Here is a 16,040-nt window from a genome sequence, read left to right as displayed (position 1 = left end):
GTCCGGCAACGTGGATTGGCGCTTCCGGGCGCCTCGCCGCGTGGTTATGGTCGACGGGCATTCCCCCGGGAGAGACACGATGACGACCATCGGTTGCGAATCGCCGCGCACATTGTCCGCGCTGGCATGGGTTCTCGCATTGGGGGCGTCGGTTGCGCCGGCCTTCGCCGGCGACGTCGAGAGCGCGCACGCGAATCGACACTGCGAACGCCAGTTCGAGGTCGCGCAGCGGATCGACATGGAATCCTTCCGCGACTATGACGCCGAGACGTTCCGTGCAGGCCACACCGATGATGCGGTCACCGTGTTCGCCAGCGGCGCCGCGTTCTATGGCATCGACGCGATCATGGGCGCGCTGGCCAGCCATTTCGAGAACCGGGAGGCGGTCTGGGAATGGACCGAACTCTATCGCAAGGTGGAGGGCTGCAGGACGGCCTTCATCCTGTACGAGACCACGTACCGGATTCCCTCCGTCGGCTTCTCCCAGCGCGCACTCACCGGCGTCAGCTACACACGCCACCGCGGCGTCTGGCTGGCGAATGCCGACCAGGGCACTTTGCTGCCGCCGGCACCGTAGCGGAGCAGGAGTCCGCCGGTCCCCGCCGGACCAGAACCGCAATGTTCCGATAGATGTCCCGGAAACGCGTTCGCGCATAACGATCGCGCGGCGAGGTGCGGGCGTCGTGACGCCGCATGGACGCCGCACCTGATAGAAGGGTCGCGTCGTCCGCTCGCACGGCAGGTATGCGCGATCTGGAACGCGCCCGCGAACGCATGGTCGAAACGCACATCGCGGGCCGCGGCGTGCGCGACCGCGCGTTGCTGGACGCGATGCGCACGGTGCCGCGCGAGCGGTTCGTGGACGCGGGCATGGCGGAATTCGCCTACGAGGACAGCCCGCTGCCGATCGGCGCCGGACAGACCATCTCGCAGCCCTACATCGTCGCGCTGATGATCGAGGCGGCCGGGGTCGCCGCCGGCGATCGCGTGCTCGAAGTCGGCGCCGGTTCCGGCTATGCGGCCGCGGTGATGAGCCGGATCGCCGGGCACGTGCATGCCATCGAGCGCCACGCCTCGCTCACCGAGGCGGCGCAGCGCCGTTTCGATGCGCTCGGCTACGACAACATCGAGCTGCGCACCGGCGACGGCAGCCGCGGCTGGCCGGAGGCGGCGCCGTTCGACGCGATCCTGGTGGCCGCCGGCGCGCCGGAACCGCCGCGCGCGCTGCGCGAACAGCTGGCGATCGGCGGCCGGCTGGTGGTGCCGGTGGGCGAGGACGCGACCGGCCAGCGGTTGCGAAGGATCACCCGCGTCGGCGAGGACGACTACGAGGAGGAGGACCTGGGCGGGGTGCGGTTCGTGCCGCTGATCGGCGAGCAGGGCTGGGCCGAGGACGGCAGCCGCGCCGCCAGCAACCACGGCGCGGGTCAGGCCCGCGGGCGTTCGCTGCCGCAGCGGATCGCCGAGGCCGCCGAGCCGCTGCCGGCGCCGGACGCGCCGGCGTTCGCCGCCGCCTTCGACCGCTTCGCCGATTGCCGCGTGGTGCTGCTCGGCGAATGCAGCCACGGCACGTCCGAGTTCTATCGCGCACGCGATGCCGTCACCCGGCGCCTGGTCGAACAGCACGGCTTCCGCTTCGTCGCCGTGGAGGCGGACTGGCCCGACGCCGCTGCGGTCAACCGCCACGTGCGCCACCTGTCGCAACCGGCCGATGCCGCGCCGGTGTTCCGGCGCTTTCCCACCTGGATGTGGCGCAACGCCGAAGCGGCCGCGCTGGTCGACTGGCTGCGCGCGCGCAACCGCGGCCGCGACGCCGCCCGGCAGGCGGGCTTCTACGGCCTGGACATCTACAACATGGGCGCCTCGATCGCCGCGGTGCTGGCGTACCTGGACGAGGTCGATCCCGGGTCCGCGGAGGTCGCGCGCGAGCGCTACGGCTGCCTGACGCCGTGGCAGAACGATCCGGCCACCTACGGCCGCGCCGTGCTGCGCGAGGGCTACCGCAAGTGCGAGCAGGCGGTGGTGCGCCAATGCCGAGACCTGCTGCAAAGCCGGCTGCAGTACGCCGCGGCCGACGGCGAGCGTTTCCTCGATGCCGCGCAGAGCGCACGCCTGGTCGCGTCCGCGGAGCGCTACTACCGCGTGATGTACTACGGCGGCGCCGAGAGCTGGAACCTGCGCGACACCCACATGTTCGAGACCCTCGAGCACCTGCTGCACGCGCACGGCGACGACGCCAAGGCCGTGGTCTGGGCGCACAACTCGCACATCGGCGATGCCCGCCACACCGAGATGGGCGCCGCGCGCGACGAACTGAACATCGGCCAGCTGTGCCGCGAGCGCTTCGGCGAGGCGGCGGCGCTGATCGGGTTCGGCACCCACGCCGGCACCGTGGCCGCGGCCAGCCACTGGGGCGGCGACATGCAGGTCAAGCGCGTGCGTCCCTCGCACCGCGACAGCGTCGAGCGCCTGTGCCACGACGCCGGCGTGCCGCGTTGCCTGCTCGACCTGCGCGCCGGCCGCCACGAGGCGCTGCGGCGCGCCCTGTTGCCGCCGAGGCTGGAGCGCTTCATCGGCGTCATCTACCGTCCGGAGACCGAACTGCAAAGCCATTACGCCCAGGTCTCGTTGCCGCAGCAGTTCGACGCCTACGTGTGGTTCGACGAGACCCGTGCGGTCACCGCGCTCGGGCCGCAGCATCCGCGGCCGGGTGCGCCGGAAACCTTCCCGTTCGGCGTGTAGCGTGGCCGCCAGGAAACGCTCCCTGTGGGAGTGGCGGCGGCATGCCGCTGCCGGGAAGCAGCGGCCCAGTGCGGCCGATCCGGGCCGTGGCGGACGGCGAGCTTCGACGACATCCGGCCGCGATCTCTGTTGCTGCCAGCCGCCGGGCGGCTGCAGGAAGCCGGGCTCATCCGCTACAGCCGCGGGCGGATCGTCGTGGTCGATCGCACGGGGCTGGTGCAGCGCTCCTGCGAGTGCTACGAGACGATCAAGGAAGAGTACGACCGCCTGCTGACCAAGCCGATTCCGCACTATCCGGCGGCGAGGCGCTCACGCGTCTTTCACGAGAATGAAGGCGTTCGGCTTCATCGCGTCCGCTTCGCGCGATGTGTACGCCAGCGAACCGAACGGCGAACAGGGACGGACTATCGTTCCGATCTCATCGGCGAACATCGTGTCCGTTCCATGGAGATCACGGTCTACAGCTGCGGGGATAACGAGCTGGTCATCGTGCCGACATGTCTACAGCCTTCGGTGGAGGCGCTTTCCCGGCTCGGTCCGCTGATGCCGTGCGGATCGGCGACCGTCATCGACGAGCCGACGACGCATTCGTGGGCGTGGGTGGTCGCCGAGATGGAGCGGCGCAGCTACGCGGTGGTCAGCCGGTCCGATGCCCGGCGGCTGCTCGGATCCGGTCATCCCGCCCTGCGTCCGAGGCGGCGCGTCCGGAACGGAGCGGTCGCACCGAAAGCCTGACGGTCGCTCAGCGTCCGCGGACGCTCACTCGTCCGCCATCGCGACAAGCCGGGCGACGGTATTGATATTGCGCGCGGTGCCGGCCTTCGCCGCCGGGATCTTGAGTTTGGAGTCGGCCATGCCGCCGCCGTAGTGCACGTAGATCTCGCGCTTGCCCAGCGCGAGCTGTTCGCCGTTGCGGCCGCCGACGGTGTCCACCGCGTCCGGGGGCGGCGCCTGGTCCAGGAAAATCGCCAAGACCCGGTTGGGTGCCGCATCCGGGAATGGATTCCCGGCCAACACCTGACTCATCTCCGCGGCGCTGCGCAGCAGCACGCCGACCTGCTTGCCGGTGTGGCGCGCCAGCGCCTGCTGCAGGCTTTTCTGCACCTGTCGCGCCGTGGATGCGCTGCGCAGCACCACGTTGCCGCTGGCGATGTAGGTCCGCACGTCGGCGAAACCCGCGGCCGTGCAAAGCGCACGCAGCTCCGCCATCGGCAGCTTTCCGGTGCCGCCGACGTTCACGGCGCGCAGCAGGGCGATCCACGTCTCCATGCGTGCAGCATAGCGTCCGCCCGGCGCGCATCGCCCACCGCGGCGCGCGAACATGTCCGCGCCGGCGGTCGACATGCCGCGAGTCGCGGGCCTCGTCCGCGGCACGATCCGTGCCTTCCCAGGCCTGCCGGAAACGCCATGGGGTTGCCGAGCAGGCGTTCACGCGGCCACGCCGCGCCGCTTCGTAGCGTGTGCAGGCCCGTTGCAGGAGAGCCCATGGCGACGCACCCGCACCCCCCTGGTCCGCGCGACCGTCCCGACCGCGACCGCCGGCACGACCCGCCCGACATCAACAACCCCGACCGCAACCCGGACGACCCCTCCCGGCAGCCGTCCGACCATCCGGGCCGCGACGACGGCCCGGACCGGGACGCGCCCGGCGTGGACCGACCGCCGCGATGAGCCGGGCGCGCGTGCGGACGGCTGGCGGCTGGAGGCCGTTCGGCGCCGTCGGGTCCGGACTGTCCCCCGGCCGCATGTTGTCCGCCAGGTGCGCGCGGTCCCATGTCGCCTGACGTGCTCGGTTGGGGCGCATCCGCGGTGCTTCTGCTGACGCTGTCGCGCCAGATCGTCATCCAGGCGCGCGACCCGGATCCGAAGGGGGTGTCGAAATGGCTGTTCGCCGGCCAGATGCTGGCGTCCAGCGGATTCATCGCCTACAGCTGGCTGCTCGACAACTGGGTCTTCATCGTGACCAACTCCGCGATCCTGCTGACCGCGATCGTCGGGCAGGTGGTCATCACGATGAAGAGGCGCTGATGGCCTGCCCCTTGGGCGTTCGCGAGCGGTTTCGTCGCCCGCACAGGTCGCCGAGCCGATCCGGCTTGGGAATGTACCGCGGTAGCCCGGTGCGTCGCGTAGCCAGCGTGCCGGTAGCCCGGCCTGCTGTCGTGTCATGGAAGCGATGCCGAAAAGAACGCGTGCCGCAGGCATCTTCGCGCGCTGGATCTCGGCGCCGGGACAATACGTCCGGCCAGGCGGCGTGCTCACGCGCTCCGGTGGAAGCTTGATGGCCCCTTCCGCGGCCAAACGCAGCCATGGAGCCACTCGCCGCGCTCGGGTTCCAGACCAGTGAAGGAATCGGACCCGGCATTTCACCGGTGCTTCTCCACGATGGGTCTACGCTCCGGACCTCAGCTTCTCCCGAAGCTCACCACGGCGACGAAGAGGTCGAAAGCCCGAGGCCGGGAACCCTCGCGAAGGGGCCGTCAAGATTCGCTGAACGACCGGTTGCCCGCCTCTTGAAACCGGTCCGGGCAATTCCATCGTGCGGATCCCGATGCCGCATGGCGTGCGCGAGGCCGGACGACCGGCCGGCGGGCGGCCGGCGGCGCGGTGAATCGAGACCTAGGAGAAAGATCATGAGCCTGATGAACGACTTGATTCCCTGGTCCCGGTCTCGCGGTGCGGACCTCGAGCGCCAGGGACGAGATCCATTCTTCAATCTGCAGCGCGAAATCAACCGGATCTTCGACGACACCCTGTGCGGCGTCGGCGTCCCCTTCGATGGCAACCGGGGCGGTTACGGTTGGCCCAACATCGAAGTGCGCCAGGAGGACCGGCAGCTGACCGTGATCGCCGACCTGCCCGGCATGAACGAGAAGGACATCGAGGTGCTGCTCGAGGAAGACGCGCTCGTGCTTCGCGGCGAGCGCGAGGGCCGGCGCGAGCATGGACAGTTCAGTGAACGCTTCTACGGCCGCTTCGAACGCCGCATCCCGCTGCCGCCGATCCAGGCGGACGGCGTGTCGGCGACGTTCAAGGACGGGCTGCTCACGGTGACGCTGCCTAAGGAACCCGAGGCAGCGCCACGCGGACGCCGCATCACCATCGACCATCGGTGACCCCCGGCACCGGCTGCAAGGTCCGCCGGTGCTTTCCTTTTTTCGAGAACCTCCCCATGCATATCGCCCAGATCGCGCCGCTTTACGAGACGGTGCCGCCGCGCCTGTACGGTGGTACCGAGCGCGTCGTCGCCCATTTGACGGACGCGCTGGTCGAACTCGGTCACGACGTGACGCTGTTCGCCGCAGGCCAGACCGATACCCGCGCCCGTGTCGTTTCGGTGCGGCGGCAGGCCATCCGCCTCGACCCGGCGCCGCTCAAGTCCGACCTCGCCGCCCACCTGGTGCAGCTCGAGGAGGTGCGGCGCAGCGCGCATCTGTTCGATGTGCTGCACTTCCACCTCGACCTGCTGCACTTCCCGATGTTCGAATCGCTCGCCGCGCGCACGCTGACCACACTGCACGGCCGCCTCGATCTGGTGGATCTTCCGATGTGCTACCGGCGCTGGTCGCAGTTCCCGCTGGTGTCGATCTCCGACGACCAGCGCCGGCCGCTGCCCGCGGCCAACTGGCTCGGCACGGTGTACCACGGCCTGCCGCCGTCGTTGTACCGGTTCTCGCCACGCGCCGAAGGCGACTATCTCGCGTTCCTCGGTCGCATCTCGCCGGAAAAGCGGCCCGACCGCGCCATCGCCATCGCCCGTGCCGCCGGATTGCCGTTGAAGATCGCGGCCAAGGTGGACAGCGTCGACCGCGCCTACTTCCAGGACCGCATCGCGCCATTGCTCGACGATCCGTCGATCGAATTCATCGGCGAGATCGGCGATCACCAGAAGTCGGAATTCCTGGGCAATGCGCGCGCGCTGCTGTTCCCGATCGACTGGCCCGAACCGTTCGGGCTGGTCATGATCGAGGCGATCGCGTGCGGAACGCCGGTGATCGCCTGGCGGTGCGGCGCGGTACCGGAAATCATCGACGATGGCGTGACCGGACGCATCGTCGACAGCGAGGCGGAAGCGGTCGCGGCGGTGTCGGAGGTCGCCGCGTTCGACCGTGGCCGGATCCGCGCGACGTTCGAGCGCCGCTTCTCGTCGAGGGCGATGGCCGAGGCCTACGTCGCCCTGTACCGCCGCCTGGCCGGCGGAGCGGTCGCGCATTTCCCCGCGACCGCGCCGCTGTGGCCGCGTCCCGTGCTGGAGCCGATGATCGCCGGCGACGGCGTGCCGCCCTCCCCGCCGCTGCACGATGCGATCGCCACGGCCGGTCGGGAAGTACGGTGAGTGGGCAGATGCAGCCTGTCTCGCGGCAGGTGCTCAAGGACGGAGACAGTTATCTGGTGGCCGATACCGCGGGCGACATCCACGGTGGGGCCGACGGCCTGTTCCACAACGACACCCGCCTGTTGTCGGTCTTCCGGCTGTCGTTGAACGAATGCCGTCCGGAACTGCTCAGCGGTTCCATCGTCAGCGACAACGTCCGGTTCATCGCGCACCTGAGCAGCCGGCCGCTGCCCGAGATCGGGAACGCGGCGTCCACGCGCACGGGCGTCCACGTCGAGCGCATGCGGCTGCTGTTCGGCGAGCGCCTGTACGAACGGCTGGTGTGCACCAACTACGGCCAGCAGGACGAGCCGCTGGTACTGCGCCTGGACTACGCCGCGGACTTCCGCGACATGTTCGAGGTCCGCGGCAGCGTGCGCGCGGCGCGCGGACAGATCCTGCCGCCGCGGGTGCTGGACGAGCGCGGCGTGGCGCTGCGCTACCGCGGCCTCGACGGCGGCCTGCGCGAGTCGGTCATCGCTTTCTCGCGGACGCCGCAGCGGTTGGCGCCGGACCACGCCGAGTTCGAGTTCGCGTTGCCGGCGGGCGGGAGCGAAACCGTCTACCTCGAAGTGGGCGCGGTGTCCGGGAACCCGTCGAAACGAGGTTTCGACGAGGCGATGGTGCGCGCCCGCCTCGGGATGCGCGCGCGTCGCCGCCGTGGCGCGAATGCGCGCAGCAGCGCGCGCTCGTTCAACGACTGGCTGGAGCAGTCGCGCAGCGATCTGGCGCTGCTGACCAGCGAACTCGACAGCGGACCGTACCCGTTCGCGGGCATTCCATGGTTCTCCACGCCGTTCGGCCGCGATGCGGTGGTCACCGCGCTGCAGACGTTGTGGCTGGATCCCGCGTTGTCCCGCGGCGTGCTCGAGTTCCTGGCGCGTCACCAGGCGCAGGAGGAATCGACGTTCCGCGACGCGGTGCCGGGCAAGATCATGCACGAGACCCGCAAGGGCGAGATGGCGGTGCTGCGGGAGCTGCCGTTCGGGCTCTACTACGGCGGGGTGGACACCACGCCGCTGTTCGTGGTGCTGGCCGGCGCATACGCGGAGCGGACCGGCGACCTGGCGTTCGTCGAGCACCTCTGGCCGGCGCTGCTGGCGGCCACGGCGCTGATGGAGCGCGTCTGCGACGGCAACCCGGCGGGGCTGCTCGACTATGCGCGCGGCGAGTCCAGCGGCCTGTCCAACCAGGGATGGAAGGACAGCGACGACTCCGTGTTCCATGCCGACGGCCGTATGCCGGACGGGCCGATCGCCCTGGTCGAGGTGCAGGGCTATGTCTTCGCCGGATTGCGCATGATGGCCGGGCTGGCGCTGCGGTTCGGCGACAATGCGCTCGCCGAGCGCCTGCGGCAACGCGCGCAGACGCTGCGCCGCACCGTGGAGGACCGCTTCTGGATGCCGGAGCACGGGTTCTATGGCCTGGCGCTCGACGGCGAGCAGGCCCTGTGCCGCGTCCGCGCCAGCAATGCCGGGCATCTGCTGTATGCCGGGCTGCCCGGCCGCAGGCGTGCCGCCGCGGTGACCCGGACGCTGCTGTCGCCGGCCTTCGATAGCGGATGGGGGGTTCGCACCCTCGCCGAGGGAGAGGTGCGCTACAACCCGATGTCCTACCACAACGGCTCGGTGTGGCCGCACGATACCGCGCTGGTGGCCGCCGGCATGGCCCGTTACGGCCATCGCGAAGGGGCCGAGCGCCTGCTGCAGGGCATGTTCGCGGCGGCCACGCACTTCGATTTCCGCCTGCCGGAACTGTTCTGCGGTTTCGCGCGCACCGGCGGCATCGCGCCGGTGCCGTATCCGGTCGCCTGCCTGCCGCAGGCGTGGGCCGCGGGTTCGGTGTTCATGCTGCTGCAGAGTTGCCTCGGCCTGAGCGTCGACGCGCGACGCGGGCGCATCGTCGTCGACCATCCGCGGCTGCCCGCCGGTGTCGACCACGTCCTGATCCGTGGGTTGGCCCTGGGCCCGCGCAAGGTGGACCTGCGAGTGCTGCGCGTCGGCGACCGGATCGGGGTGTTCAGCGAAGGCCGCGATGCCCAAGCGGTGCCGGTGCTGCTGCGCGGGTAGGCGTCGAATCTGGCGCCGCCTCCGTCGGCGGCGCGGCCTTGCGGACGACGGGAGGCCATGGGCGTGGGAGATGGGAGTCGCGACGGATCGGCGCCCTGGGCCCTCGTATCCCCGGCACAAGCACCCGCCTCAGAGCTCGAACCGATAGCTCAGCTTGACCAGCAGCTGCTCGTCGTCGCGCAACCGGAAGCTGTCGCGGAGCGACCGGCCGGTGCCGTCGGCGAAAGATTCCTCTTCGTAACCGCCGCGGCCATAGACGACGTACAGGTACGACAGCGGCGCCAGTTCGTAGCGGTAGCGCACCTGCAACCCGAGGTTGCGCACGCTGAAATCGTCGACCGGCTCGCCGCTGGCGACGGCATGGCCGATCGGGTCGACGCGGTAGCCCTGGCGCAGGCGCGCGTCGATCGCGATGGCCTGCAGCTTGAGCCGCAGTTCCTGACGGCTGCCGATGGTCCAGTTGAACCCGGCGTTGAGGTTCGCCTCGCGCCCGTCGAAGCTGCCGATCAGGTTGTCGCGCTGCCACACCAGCCAGTCCGGCGTGCGTTCGGCATACAAGCCGACGTAGACGTTGAAGGCGTCGCTGACGAAGTAGCTGGGTTCGAACTCGACGCTGTAGCCGATCCTGTCGTTGCCGGAAAGGCCGCCGCTGAATGCCTCCGCCTTCAGCTGGTAGGCCCAGTTGCCCTTGCGCGGCCGCTCGTATTCCACGTAGGCGCCGAAGCTGGGCGGCAGCTTCACCACGCCGTTGCCGCGGGTCAGCAGGTCGTCGACGCGGGCGCTGTTGACGTTGATCTGCGTGTACTCGTAGCTGCCGTCGCGCAGCCGGCTCTCCCGGCTCATGCGGAACTGGTGGTTGAGCCGCTGCCCATGGTCGTTGTAGTTGCCGCTGGCGCGCCAGCGCCAGTCCTTGGAGGCGTAGCGCGAGTCCGCCGGCAGGTCGGTGAAGCGGCGCTGCAGCTGCCAGTGCCCGTAGTTCGTGCTGTTGCGCGACAGGTACCCGGCATCGTTGATCTGCAGCTCGTCGCCGAAGTGCATGCCGATCCACTGCTGGCGCCAGCCGTTGTCCATCTCGTAGTCGGCCCAGACGGTGGCGCCGGTGTCGCTGCTGCGCTCGCCCGCGTGCTCGATCCTGCTGCCGAGCAGCCGCGTACGCACGTTCCATCGCGCAGTCGGGCGCCAGTTGTGGTCGACGCCGAGCACGGTCGCCTCGCGATCCAGGAACGGCCGTTCCACCTGGGTCAGCATGGCGCCGAGATTGTGGGTGCTGAAGTCGTGCACCAGGCGCAGCGCACGGAACGAGCGCCCGGCCTCGTCGGCTTCCTCGGCGGCGAAGATTCCGTACTTGGTCGCGCCCAGGCTGCCGTTGAGCTTGATCGCCGCGTCGATGTCGCCGGAACCGGCGCCGTCGTCCGCCGGGCCGCCGATGCGGCGCGTGTACAGCAGCTGGCTGTAGTCGGATGGCGTGGTGAACTCGAACAGGCCCTGGTTCTCGGTGAAGAACGGGCGCTTGTCGCTGACGAAGGTCTCGGTGGCGTCGAAGTTGACCACCAGGTCGTCGCTTTCCACCTGGCCGAAGTCCGGGTTCACGGTGGCGGTCAGTTGGAACTGCCCGTTCGGTTTCCAGAACACGTCCAGTCCACCGTCGGCCTCGCCGCGTCCGTCGACGTTGTCGTACAGCCCGGAGACGTACGGCGTCAGCGCCAGCAGCGACTGGCTGTATCCGGCGACCTCGACCGGCGCGAACTCGGACAGGAAGCGCGGCCGCTCGTAGCTCGCCAGCGGCCAGGCGACGCGTTCGCCGGTGGCGCCGACCACGCGGTCGAGATAGATCCTGATCGTGCGGGTATCGCCAGCGGTCTCGCGCATCGGCGCGATATGCCAGGGGATCAGCAGCTCCGCCGTCCAGCCGGCGTCGTCCTCGGCCACGGCATGGCGCCAGTTGCCGTCCCAGTCGTCGTTGAACTCGGACTCGTTGCTGATGATCGCGTCGTAGATGCCGTCGGTGGAGCTGACGGTGAAGTTGTAGCCGGTGCGGCCGCCGCCGTCGAAGTCGACCATCACGTTGACGCGGTCGACCTGGGCATCGAAATCCCGCTGCACGCGCTGGCGGGTGCGCGGGACCGAAGGCGGCTGAGTGTTGCGGAAAGCGACCGCCAGGCCGTCCGGCGTGGCCAGGACCCAGGCCTCGGTGGGCAGCGACGCCGGCTCGCCGTTGAGCGGCTGCACCTTGCGGAAATCGGTGACCCGGCGCGCATCCTGCCATTCCTCCGGATCGATGCGGCCGTCGATCTCGACCGCGTGCGCAGGCGTGGCGACGGCAGCGAGGAGGGTCGGAAGCAGGCAGGAGAGGGGACGCATCGGTGGATTCCGGCTGGCTGGGGATGTGCCCGGTGCCTGGCACGGTAGCGGCGGCCATGGCCATCTCCGACTGCCATCGGTCATTGCAACCATTTCGCGCCGATGCGCAACGGGTTCGGCGTTGCGCCGCGGATCCTCGGCATGGATCGGCCGCTGCGAAGCGGCGCCCTTGTGGGAGCAGAGCCTTGTCGGAGGCAGCACCTTTGCGGGAGCAACAATGCAGGAGGCACCACCGTTGCGGGAGACACCGCGTTGGGAGATACCACCTTTGTGGGAGCGACGGGAGTCGCGACAGGAATGTCGGCGCCGACACGGCCGGGCCTGCCTGCGTCCGGCACGCGGAGTCGCAACGTCCCGGTGGCGGCATGCCGCCGCCACTCCAACAGGAGAGCCGGCGGCATGCCGTCGCCGCTCTCGCAAGCGCGAGAGACCGGAATCCGCGACCGGGCGGGGCGGGGCCGCTTCCCCCCTGACCGCCCCATCGGCGGCCGGCCGCCGGGCCGAGTGCGCGTCCGGGCCAGCGCCGGATTCGAAAGCAAGCATCGGAGTGTGGCGGACCGGGGGTTGCGGCATGGTGGCTCCACACCCATTTCACAGGAGTCCCGGCGATGACCATGACCCAGAAACGCAGACGAGACGACGCCCTACCACCGACCCTGCGCGACCCGCGCTGGGCCCGCATCGCGGCGCGCGACCGCAGCGCCGACGGCCTGTTCTGGTACTCGGTGGCGACCACCGGCGTCTATTGCCGGCCTTCCTGCCCGTCCAGGACCGCCAACCCGGGAAACGTCACCATCCACGACAGCCTGGAAGCGGCGCGCGGGACCGGTTTCCGGCCGTGCCGGCGCTGCAATCCGGAAGGCGCCTCGACGGAAGCGGAGAACGCAGCGATCGTCGCCAAGGCGTGCCGCCTGATCGAACGGGCGGAGCGGCCGCCGTCGCTGGCGGAACTGGCGGAGGCGGTGGAGCTGAGCCCCGGCTATTTCCACCGCATGTTCAAGGCCGCCACCGGTCTCACCCCGAGGGCCTATGCCGCCGCCCACCGCACGGCTCGCGTCCGCGACGGGCTGGCCCAGGGGCGGTCGGTGACCGACGCGATCTACGACGCCGGTTTCGGCTCCAACGGCCGCTTCTACGAAGCGGCCAACGCGATGCTCGGCATGACGCCGACGCGCTATCGCGCCGGCGGTGCCGAGGAGACGATCCGCTTCGCCGTCGGCCAGTGCTCGCTGGGGGCGATCCTGGTCGCCTCGAGCGCGAAGGGCATCGCGGCGATCCTGCTCGGCGACGATCCGGATGCGCTGCTGTGCAGCCTGCAGGACCAGTTTCCCAAGGCGCACCTCGTCGGCGGCGACCGCGCCTACGAATCGCTGGTCGCCCGCGTCGTCGGCCTCGTCGAGTCGCCGGGGCTGGGCCTGGACCTGCCGCTCGACGTGCGCGGCACGGCGTTCCAGCAACGGGTGTGGCAGGCGCTGCGGGACATCCCCGCCGGCCGCACCGCCACCTACGCCGAAATCGCCCGCCGGATCGGCACGCCCAAGTCCGTGCGCGCGGTCGCCGGTGCCTGCGCCGCCAACGCGCTCGCGGTGGCGATCCCCTGCCACCGGGTGGTGCGCAGCGACGGTGCGCTCTCCGGCTACCGCTGGGGCGTGGAGCGCAAGCGCGCCCTTCTCGAACGCGAGGCCGCGACATGAGCGGGGCGGGACGGATCGACTGGCCGGCGGTCGCCGCCGGCCTGGATGCGCGGGGCTGGTCGATCCTGCCGCGACTGCTGACCGCCGCGCAGTGCGACGCCATCGCCGGGCTCTACGACCGCGACGAGGGCTTCCGCAGTCGCGTGGTCATGGCCCGGCACGGATTCGGGCGCGGCGAGTACCACTACTTCGCCTATCCGCTGCCGCCGCTGGTCGAAAGGCTGCGCAGTGCGCTGTATCCGCGGCTGGTCCCCATCGCCAACCGCTGGCACGAGCGCATGGCGATCGAGGTCCGCTTTCCGGCCGAGCACGCCGCCTTCCTCGAACGCTGCCGGCAGGCCGGGCAGGCGCGGCCGACGCCGCTGCTGCTGCGCTACGGCGAGGGCGACTACAACTGCCTGCACCAGGACCTCTACGGCGAGCACGTCTTCCCGCTGCAGGCGGCGGTGCTGCTGTCGGAGCCGGGCGTCGACTTCGAGGGCGGCGAGTTCGTGCTGGCCGAGCAGCGGCCGCGGATGCAGTCGCGCGCCGAGGTGGTGCCGCTGCGCAAGGGCGATGCGGTGGTGTTCGCCGTCAACATGCGGCCGGTGCAGGGCACCCGCGGCGACTACCGGGTCAAGCTGCGCCATGGCGTCGGCACGGTGCGGGCGGGGCACCGGCACACGCTCGGCGTGATCTTCCACGACGCGGCCTGATCCGGATCGGCGCGCCGGGCCCGCCACGGGGCCGCCGCTGCCCTTGAATTCCGGCCGTCCACACCCATAGTCGACGTTCGCATCCCAGCGCGGAACAAGACGCCACGTATGAACGCCCCTGCCGAAACCCGCACCTTCGAAGCCGAGGTCGCCCAGGTCCTGCACCTGGTCACCCACTCGCTGTACTCGCACAAGGAGATCTTCCTGCGCGAGCTGATTTCCAACGCTTCCGACGCCTGCGACAAGCTGCGCTTCGAGGCCATCGCCCATCCGGAGCTGATGGCCGGCGATGGCGAGCTGCGCATCGACGTGAGCTGGGACAAGGACGCGCGCACCGTGACCGTGCGCGACAACGGCATCGGCATGAGCCGCGACGAAGCGGTGGCGAACATCGGCACCATCGCCAGCTCCGGCACGCGCCGCTTCCTCGAGGCGATGAGCGGCGAGCAGAAGGCCGACGCGCGGCTGATCGGGCAGTTCGGCGTAGGCTTCTATTCGGCCTTCGTCGTGGCCGACCGGGTCACGGTGCTCACCCGTCGCGCCGGCGCCGCGGCCGCGGAAGGCGTGAAGTGGGAGAGCGACGGGCAGGGCGCGTACACGCTGGAAACGGTGGAACTCGCCGAACGCGGCACCACCGTGGTGCTGCATCTCAAGCCCGACGAGGTCGAGTTCCTCGCCGGATGGCAGCTGCGCTCGCTGATCCACCGCTACTCCGACCATGTCGCCTTTCCGATCCGCATGCCCAAGGAGCAGGAGGGCGGGGACGAGGCCGCGCCCGCGGACGGATGGGAGACGGTCAATGCCGCCTCCGCGCTCTGGACCAAGCCGAAGGCGGAGATCTCCGACGAGGACTACCAGGGCTTCTACAAGTCGCTCGGCCACGACTTCAACGACGCATTGGCCTGGAGCCACAACCGCGTCGAGGGCAGCCAGAGCTTCACCACGCTGCTGTACCTGCCTTCGCGCCCGCCGTTCGACCTGATGATGGGCGGCCGCGACGAGCGCAAGGGGCTCAAGCTCTACATCAAGCGCGTGTTCGTGATGGACGCGGCCGAGGAACTGTTGCCCAACTACCTGCGCTTCGTGCGCGGCGTGGTCGACGCCGACGACCTGCCGCTCAACGTCAGCCGCGAGCTGCTGCAGCAGAATCGCCAGCTCGAGCGCATCAAGGGCGCCTGCGTCAAGCGCGTGCTCGACCTGATCGAGAAGCTGGCCCGCGACGAGCCCGAGAAGTTCGCCACCTTCCACAAGGCCTTCGGCAATACCCTGAAGGAGGGCGTGGCCGAGGACGCCAACAACCGCGAACGCATCGCCAAGCTGCTGCGCTTCGCCTCCACCAAGGGCGAGGGTACCGTGCAGGCGGTCTCGCTGGACGACTACATCGGCCGCATGGCCGTGGGCCAGGACACCATCTGGTACATCACCGCCGACAGCCATGCCGCCGCCGCCGGCAGTCCGCAGCTGGAGGCGTTCAAGGCCAAGGACATCGAGGTGCTGCTGATGTCCGACCGCATCGACGAATGGATGCTCGGCTCGCTGCGCGACTACGGCGGCAAGACCCTGCAACACGTCGCCAAGGGCGAGTTGCCGCTGGACGCGGCCGACAAGCTGAAACAGGACGAGGCCGCCAAGGCCGCCGAACCGCTGCTGCAGAAGCTCAAGGGGTTGCTGGGCGATCGCGTCGCCGACGTGAAGGTGTCGGCGCGCTTGACCGACTCGCCCTCCTGCCTGGCGCTGGCCGATTACGAGATGGCCCCGCATTTCGTCCGCCTGCTGCGCGAAGCCGGGCAGGACGTTCCCGAAAGCAAGCCCACCCTGGAGGTCAACCCGCAGCATGCGCTGCTCAAGCGGGTGGAGGCGGAGGCGGACGAGGCGAAGTCGAAGGATCTGGCCACGCTGCTGCTGGAACAGGCCGAGATCGCCGCCGGCGCTCCGCTGCCGGATCCGGCGGCCTTCGTGCAGCGGATGAACCGGGTGCTGCTGGGCGCGTAGGCACCTCCTCCCGGAGGACCGGCGTGTGCATCCTCCGTGGAGCAACTGTCTTCTCAAGCCGGGCTTGGGATCCATTCAGATCGGTCGCGCGCCATGCGCGCGATACCGGTACGGC

13 protein-coding genes are annotated in these 16,040 nt (G+C 69.9%); 11 read left to right on the top strand and 2 right to left on the bottom strand.

The window, feature by feature from the left end; translation table 11 throughout:
- The first annotated feature begins 79 nt into the window (after positions 1-79).
- The 3 genes from U3649_RS17360 (at position 80) to U3649_RS17350 (ending at position 3,477) form a co-directional block, all read left to right on the top strand.
- Positions 80-577, top strand: coding sequence for a hypothetical protein (locus tag U3649_RS17360; protein WP_407352540.1), 498 nt, complete (start codon positions 80-82; stop codon positions 575-577).
- 167 nt (positions 578-744) lie between these two features.
- Positions 745-2,742 carry a protein-L-isoaspartate(D-aspartate) O-methyltransferase gene (locus tag U3649_RS17355; RefSeq protein ID WP_407352539.1) on the top strand — a complete coding sequence of 666 codons (1,998 nt, stop codon included), beginning with the start codon at positions 745-747 and terminating at the stop codon, positions 2,740-2,742.
- Positions 2,743-2,871: 129 nt separating this feature from the next.
- Positions 2,872-3,477 carry a hypothetical protein gene (locus U3649_RS17350; protein ID WP_407352538.1) on the top strand — a complete coding sequence of 202 codons (606 nt, stop codon included), beginning with the start codon at positions 2,872-2,874 and terminating at the stop codon, positions 3,475-3,477.
- Positions 3,478-3,501: 24 nt separating this feature from the next.
- Here the strand turns inward: U3649_RS17350 and U3649_RS17345 are convergent, their stop codons facing one another.
- Entirely contained in the window at positions 3,502-4,011 is a 510-nt protein-coding gene (locus U3649_RS17345; protein ID WP_407352537.1) for a DUF1697 domain-containing protein, read from the bottom strand.
- A 216-nt stretch (positions 4,012-4,227) separates the two neighbouring features.
- Between U3649_RS17345 and U3649_RS17340 the strand changes: the two genes are divergently transcribed.
- The 5 genes from U3649_RS17340 (at position 4,228) to U3649_RS17320 (ending at position 9,183) form a co-directional block, all read left to right on the top strand.
- Positions 4,228-4,413: a hypothetical protein gene (locus U3649_RS17340; protein WP_407352536.1), complete on the top strand. Its 186-nt coding sequence runs from the start codon at positions 4,228-4,230 to the stop codon at positions 4,411-4,413.
- A gap of 102 nt (positions 4,414-4,515) precedes the next feature.
- Complete coding sequence (locus tag U3649_RS17335) at positions 4,516-4,770, top strand: hypothetical protein (protein ID WP_407352535.1); 255 nt, start codon at positions 4,516-4,518, stop codon at positions 4,768-4,770.
- A 602-nt stretch (positions 4,771-5,372) separates the two neighbouring features.
- The gene (locus tag U3649_RS17330; protein ID WP_407352534.1) at positions 5,373-5,855 is read left to right on the top strand and encodes an Hsp20/alpha crystallin family protein; all 483 of its coding nucleotides are present in this window, start codon (positions 5,373-5,375) and stop codon (positions 5,853-5,855) included.
- A gap of 56 nt (positions 5,856-5,911) precedes the next feature.
- A complete protein-coding gene (locus tag U3649_RS17325; protein WP_407352533.1) occupies positions 5,912-7,075 on the top strand; it encodes a glycosyltransferase family 4 protein in 1,164 nt (387 codons plus the stop codon).
- Positions 7,076-7,083: 8 nt separating this feature from the next.
- On the top strand, positions 7,084-9,183 hold the full coding sequence (locus U3649_RS17320; protein ID WP_407352532.1) for a glycogen debranching N-terminal domain-containing protein: 2,100 nt from the start codon (positions 7,084-7,086) through the stop codon (positions 9,181-9,183).
- A 129-nt stretch (positions 9,184-9,312) separates the two neighbouring features.
- Here the strand turns inward: U3649_RS17320 and U3649_RS17315 are convergent, their stop codons facing one another.
- Positions 9,313-11,544 (bottom strand): DUF5916 domain-containing protein, encoded by a 2,232-nt coding sequence (locus U3649_RS17315; protein WP_407352531.1) that lies wholly within the window; start codon positions 11,542-11,544, stop codon positions 9,313-9,315.
- A 608-nt stretch (positions 11,545-12,152) separates the two neighbouring features.
- On the opposite strand from U3649_RS17315, the gene ada reads away from it, so the two are divergent.
- From ada to htpG, 3 genes are all read left to right on the top strand, one after another.
- Positions 12,153-13,238 carry a bifunctional DNA-binding transcriptional regulator/O6-methylguanine-DNA methyltransferase Ada gene (ada, locus tag U3649_RS17310; RefSeq protein ID WP_407352530.1) on the top strand — a complete coding sequence of 362 codons (1,086 nt, stop codon included), beginning with the start codon at positions 12,153-12,155 and terminating at the stop codon, positions 13,236-13,238.
- Entirely contained in the window at positions 13,235-13,933 is a 699-nt protein-coding gene (locus U3649_RS17305) for a 2OG-Fe(II) oxygenase (protein ID WP_407352529.1), read from the top strand. Before ada ends, U3649_RS17305 begins: the two co-directional genes overlap by 4 nt.
- 108 nt (positions 13,934-14,041) lie before the next feature.
- Complete coding sequence (gene htpG / locus U3649_RS17300) at positions 14,042-15,925, top strand: molecular chaperone HtpG (protein ID WP_407352528.1); 1,884 nt, start codon at positions 14,042-14,044, stop codon at positions 15,923-15,925.
- The last annotated feature ends 115 nt before the right edge of the window (positions 15,926-16,040 follow it).

It is taken from the genome of Luteimonas sp. R10, assembly GCF_045689605.1.
Lineage (GTDB): Bacteria > Pseudomonadota > Gammaproteobacteria > Xanthomonadales > Xanthomonadaceae > Luteimonas.
Note: the sequence above shows the minus strand (reverse complement) of the source record. Positions and strands in the feature narration are given on the sequence as shown.

Coding starts and splice junctions, on each gene's coding strand:
- U3649_RS17340 (WP_407352536.1), top strand. CDS start 4,228: ATGGCGACGCACCCGCACCCCCCTGGTCCGCGCGACCGTCCCGACCGC.
- htpG (WP_407352528.1), top strand. CDS start 14,042: ATGAACGCCCCTGCCGAAACCCGCACCTTCGAAGCCGAGGTCGCCCAG.
- U3649_RS17325 (WP_407352533.1), top strand. CDS start 5,912: ATGCATATCGCCCAGATCGCGCCGCTTTACGAGACGGTGCCGCCGCGC.
- U3649_RS17345 (WP_407352537.1), bottom strand. CDS start 4,011: ATGGAGACGTGGATCGCCCTGCTGCGCGCCGTGAACGTCGGCGGCACC.
- U3649_RS17320 (WP_407352532.1), top strand. CDS start 7,084: ATGCAGCCTGTCTCGCGGCAGGTGCTCAAGGACGGAGACAGTTATCTG.
- U3649_RS17360 (WP_407352540.1), top strand. CDS start 80: ATGACGACCATCGGTTGCGAATCGCCGCGCACATTGTCCGCGCTGGCA.
- U3649_RS17355 (WP_407352539.1), top strand. CDS start 745: ATGCGCGATCTGGAACGCGCCCGCGAACGCATGGTCGAAACGCACATC.
- U3649_RS17335 (WP_407352535.1), top strand. CDS start 4,516: ATGTCGCCTGACGTGCTCGGTTGGGGCGCATCCGCGGTGCTTCTGCTG.
- U3649_RS17315 (WP_407352531.1), bottom strand. CDS start 11,544: ATGCGTCCCCTCTCCTGCCTGCTTCCGACCCTCCTCGCTGCCGTCGCC.
- U3649_RS17330 (WP_407352534.1), top strand. CDS start 5,373: ATGAGCCTGATGAACGACTTGATTCCCTGGTCCCGGTCTCGCGGTGCG.
- U3649_RS17305 (WP_407352529.1), top strand. CDS start 13,235: ATGAGCGGGGCGGGACGGATCGACTGGCCGGCGGTCGCCGCCGGCCTG.
- ada (WP_407352530.1), top strand. CDS start 12,153: ATGACCATGACCCAGAAACGCAGACGAGACGACGCCCTACCACCGACC.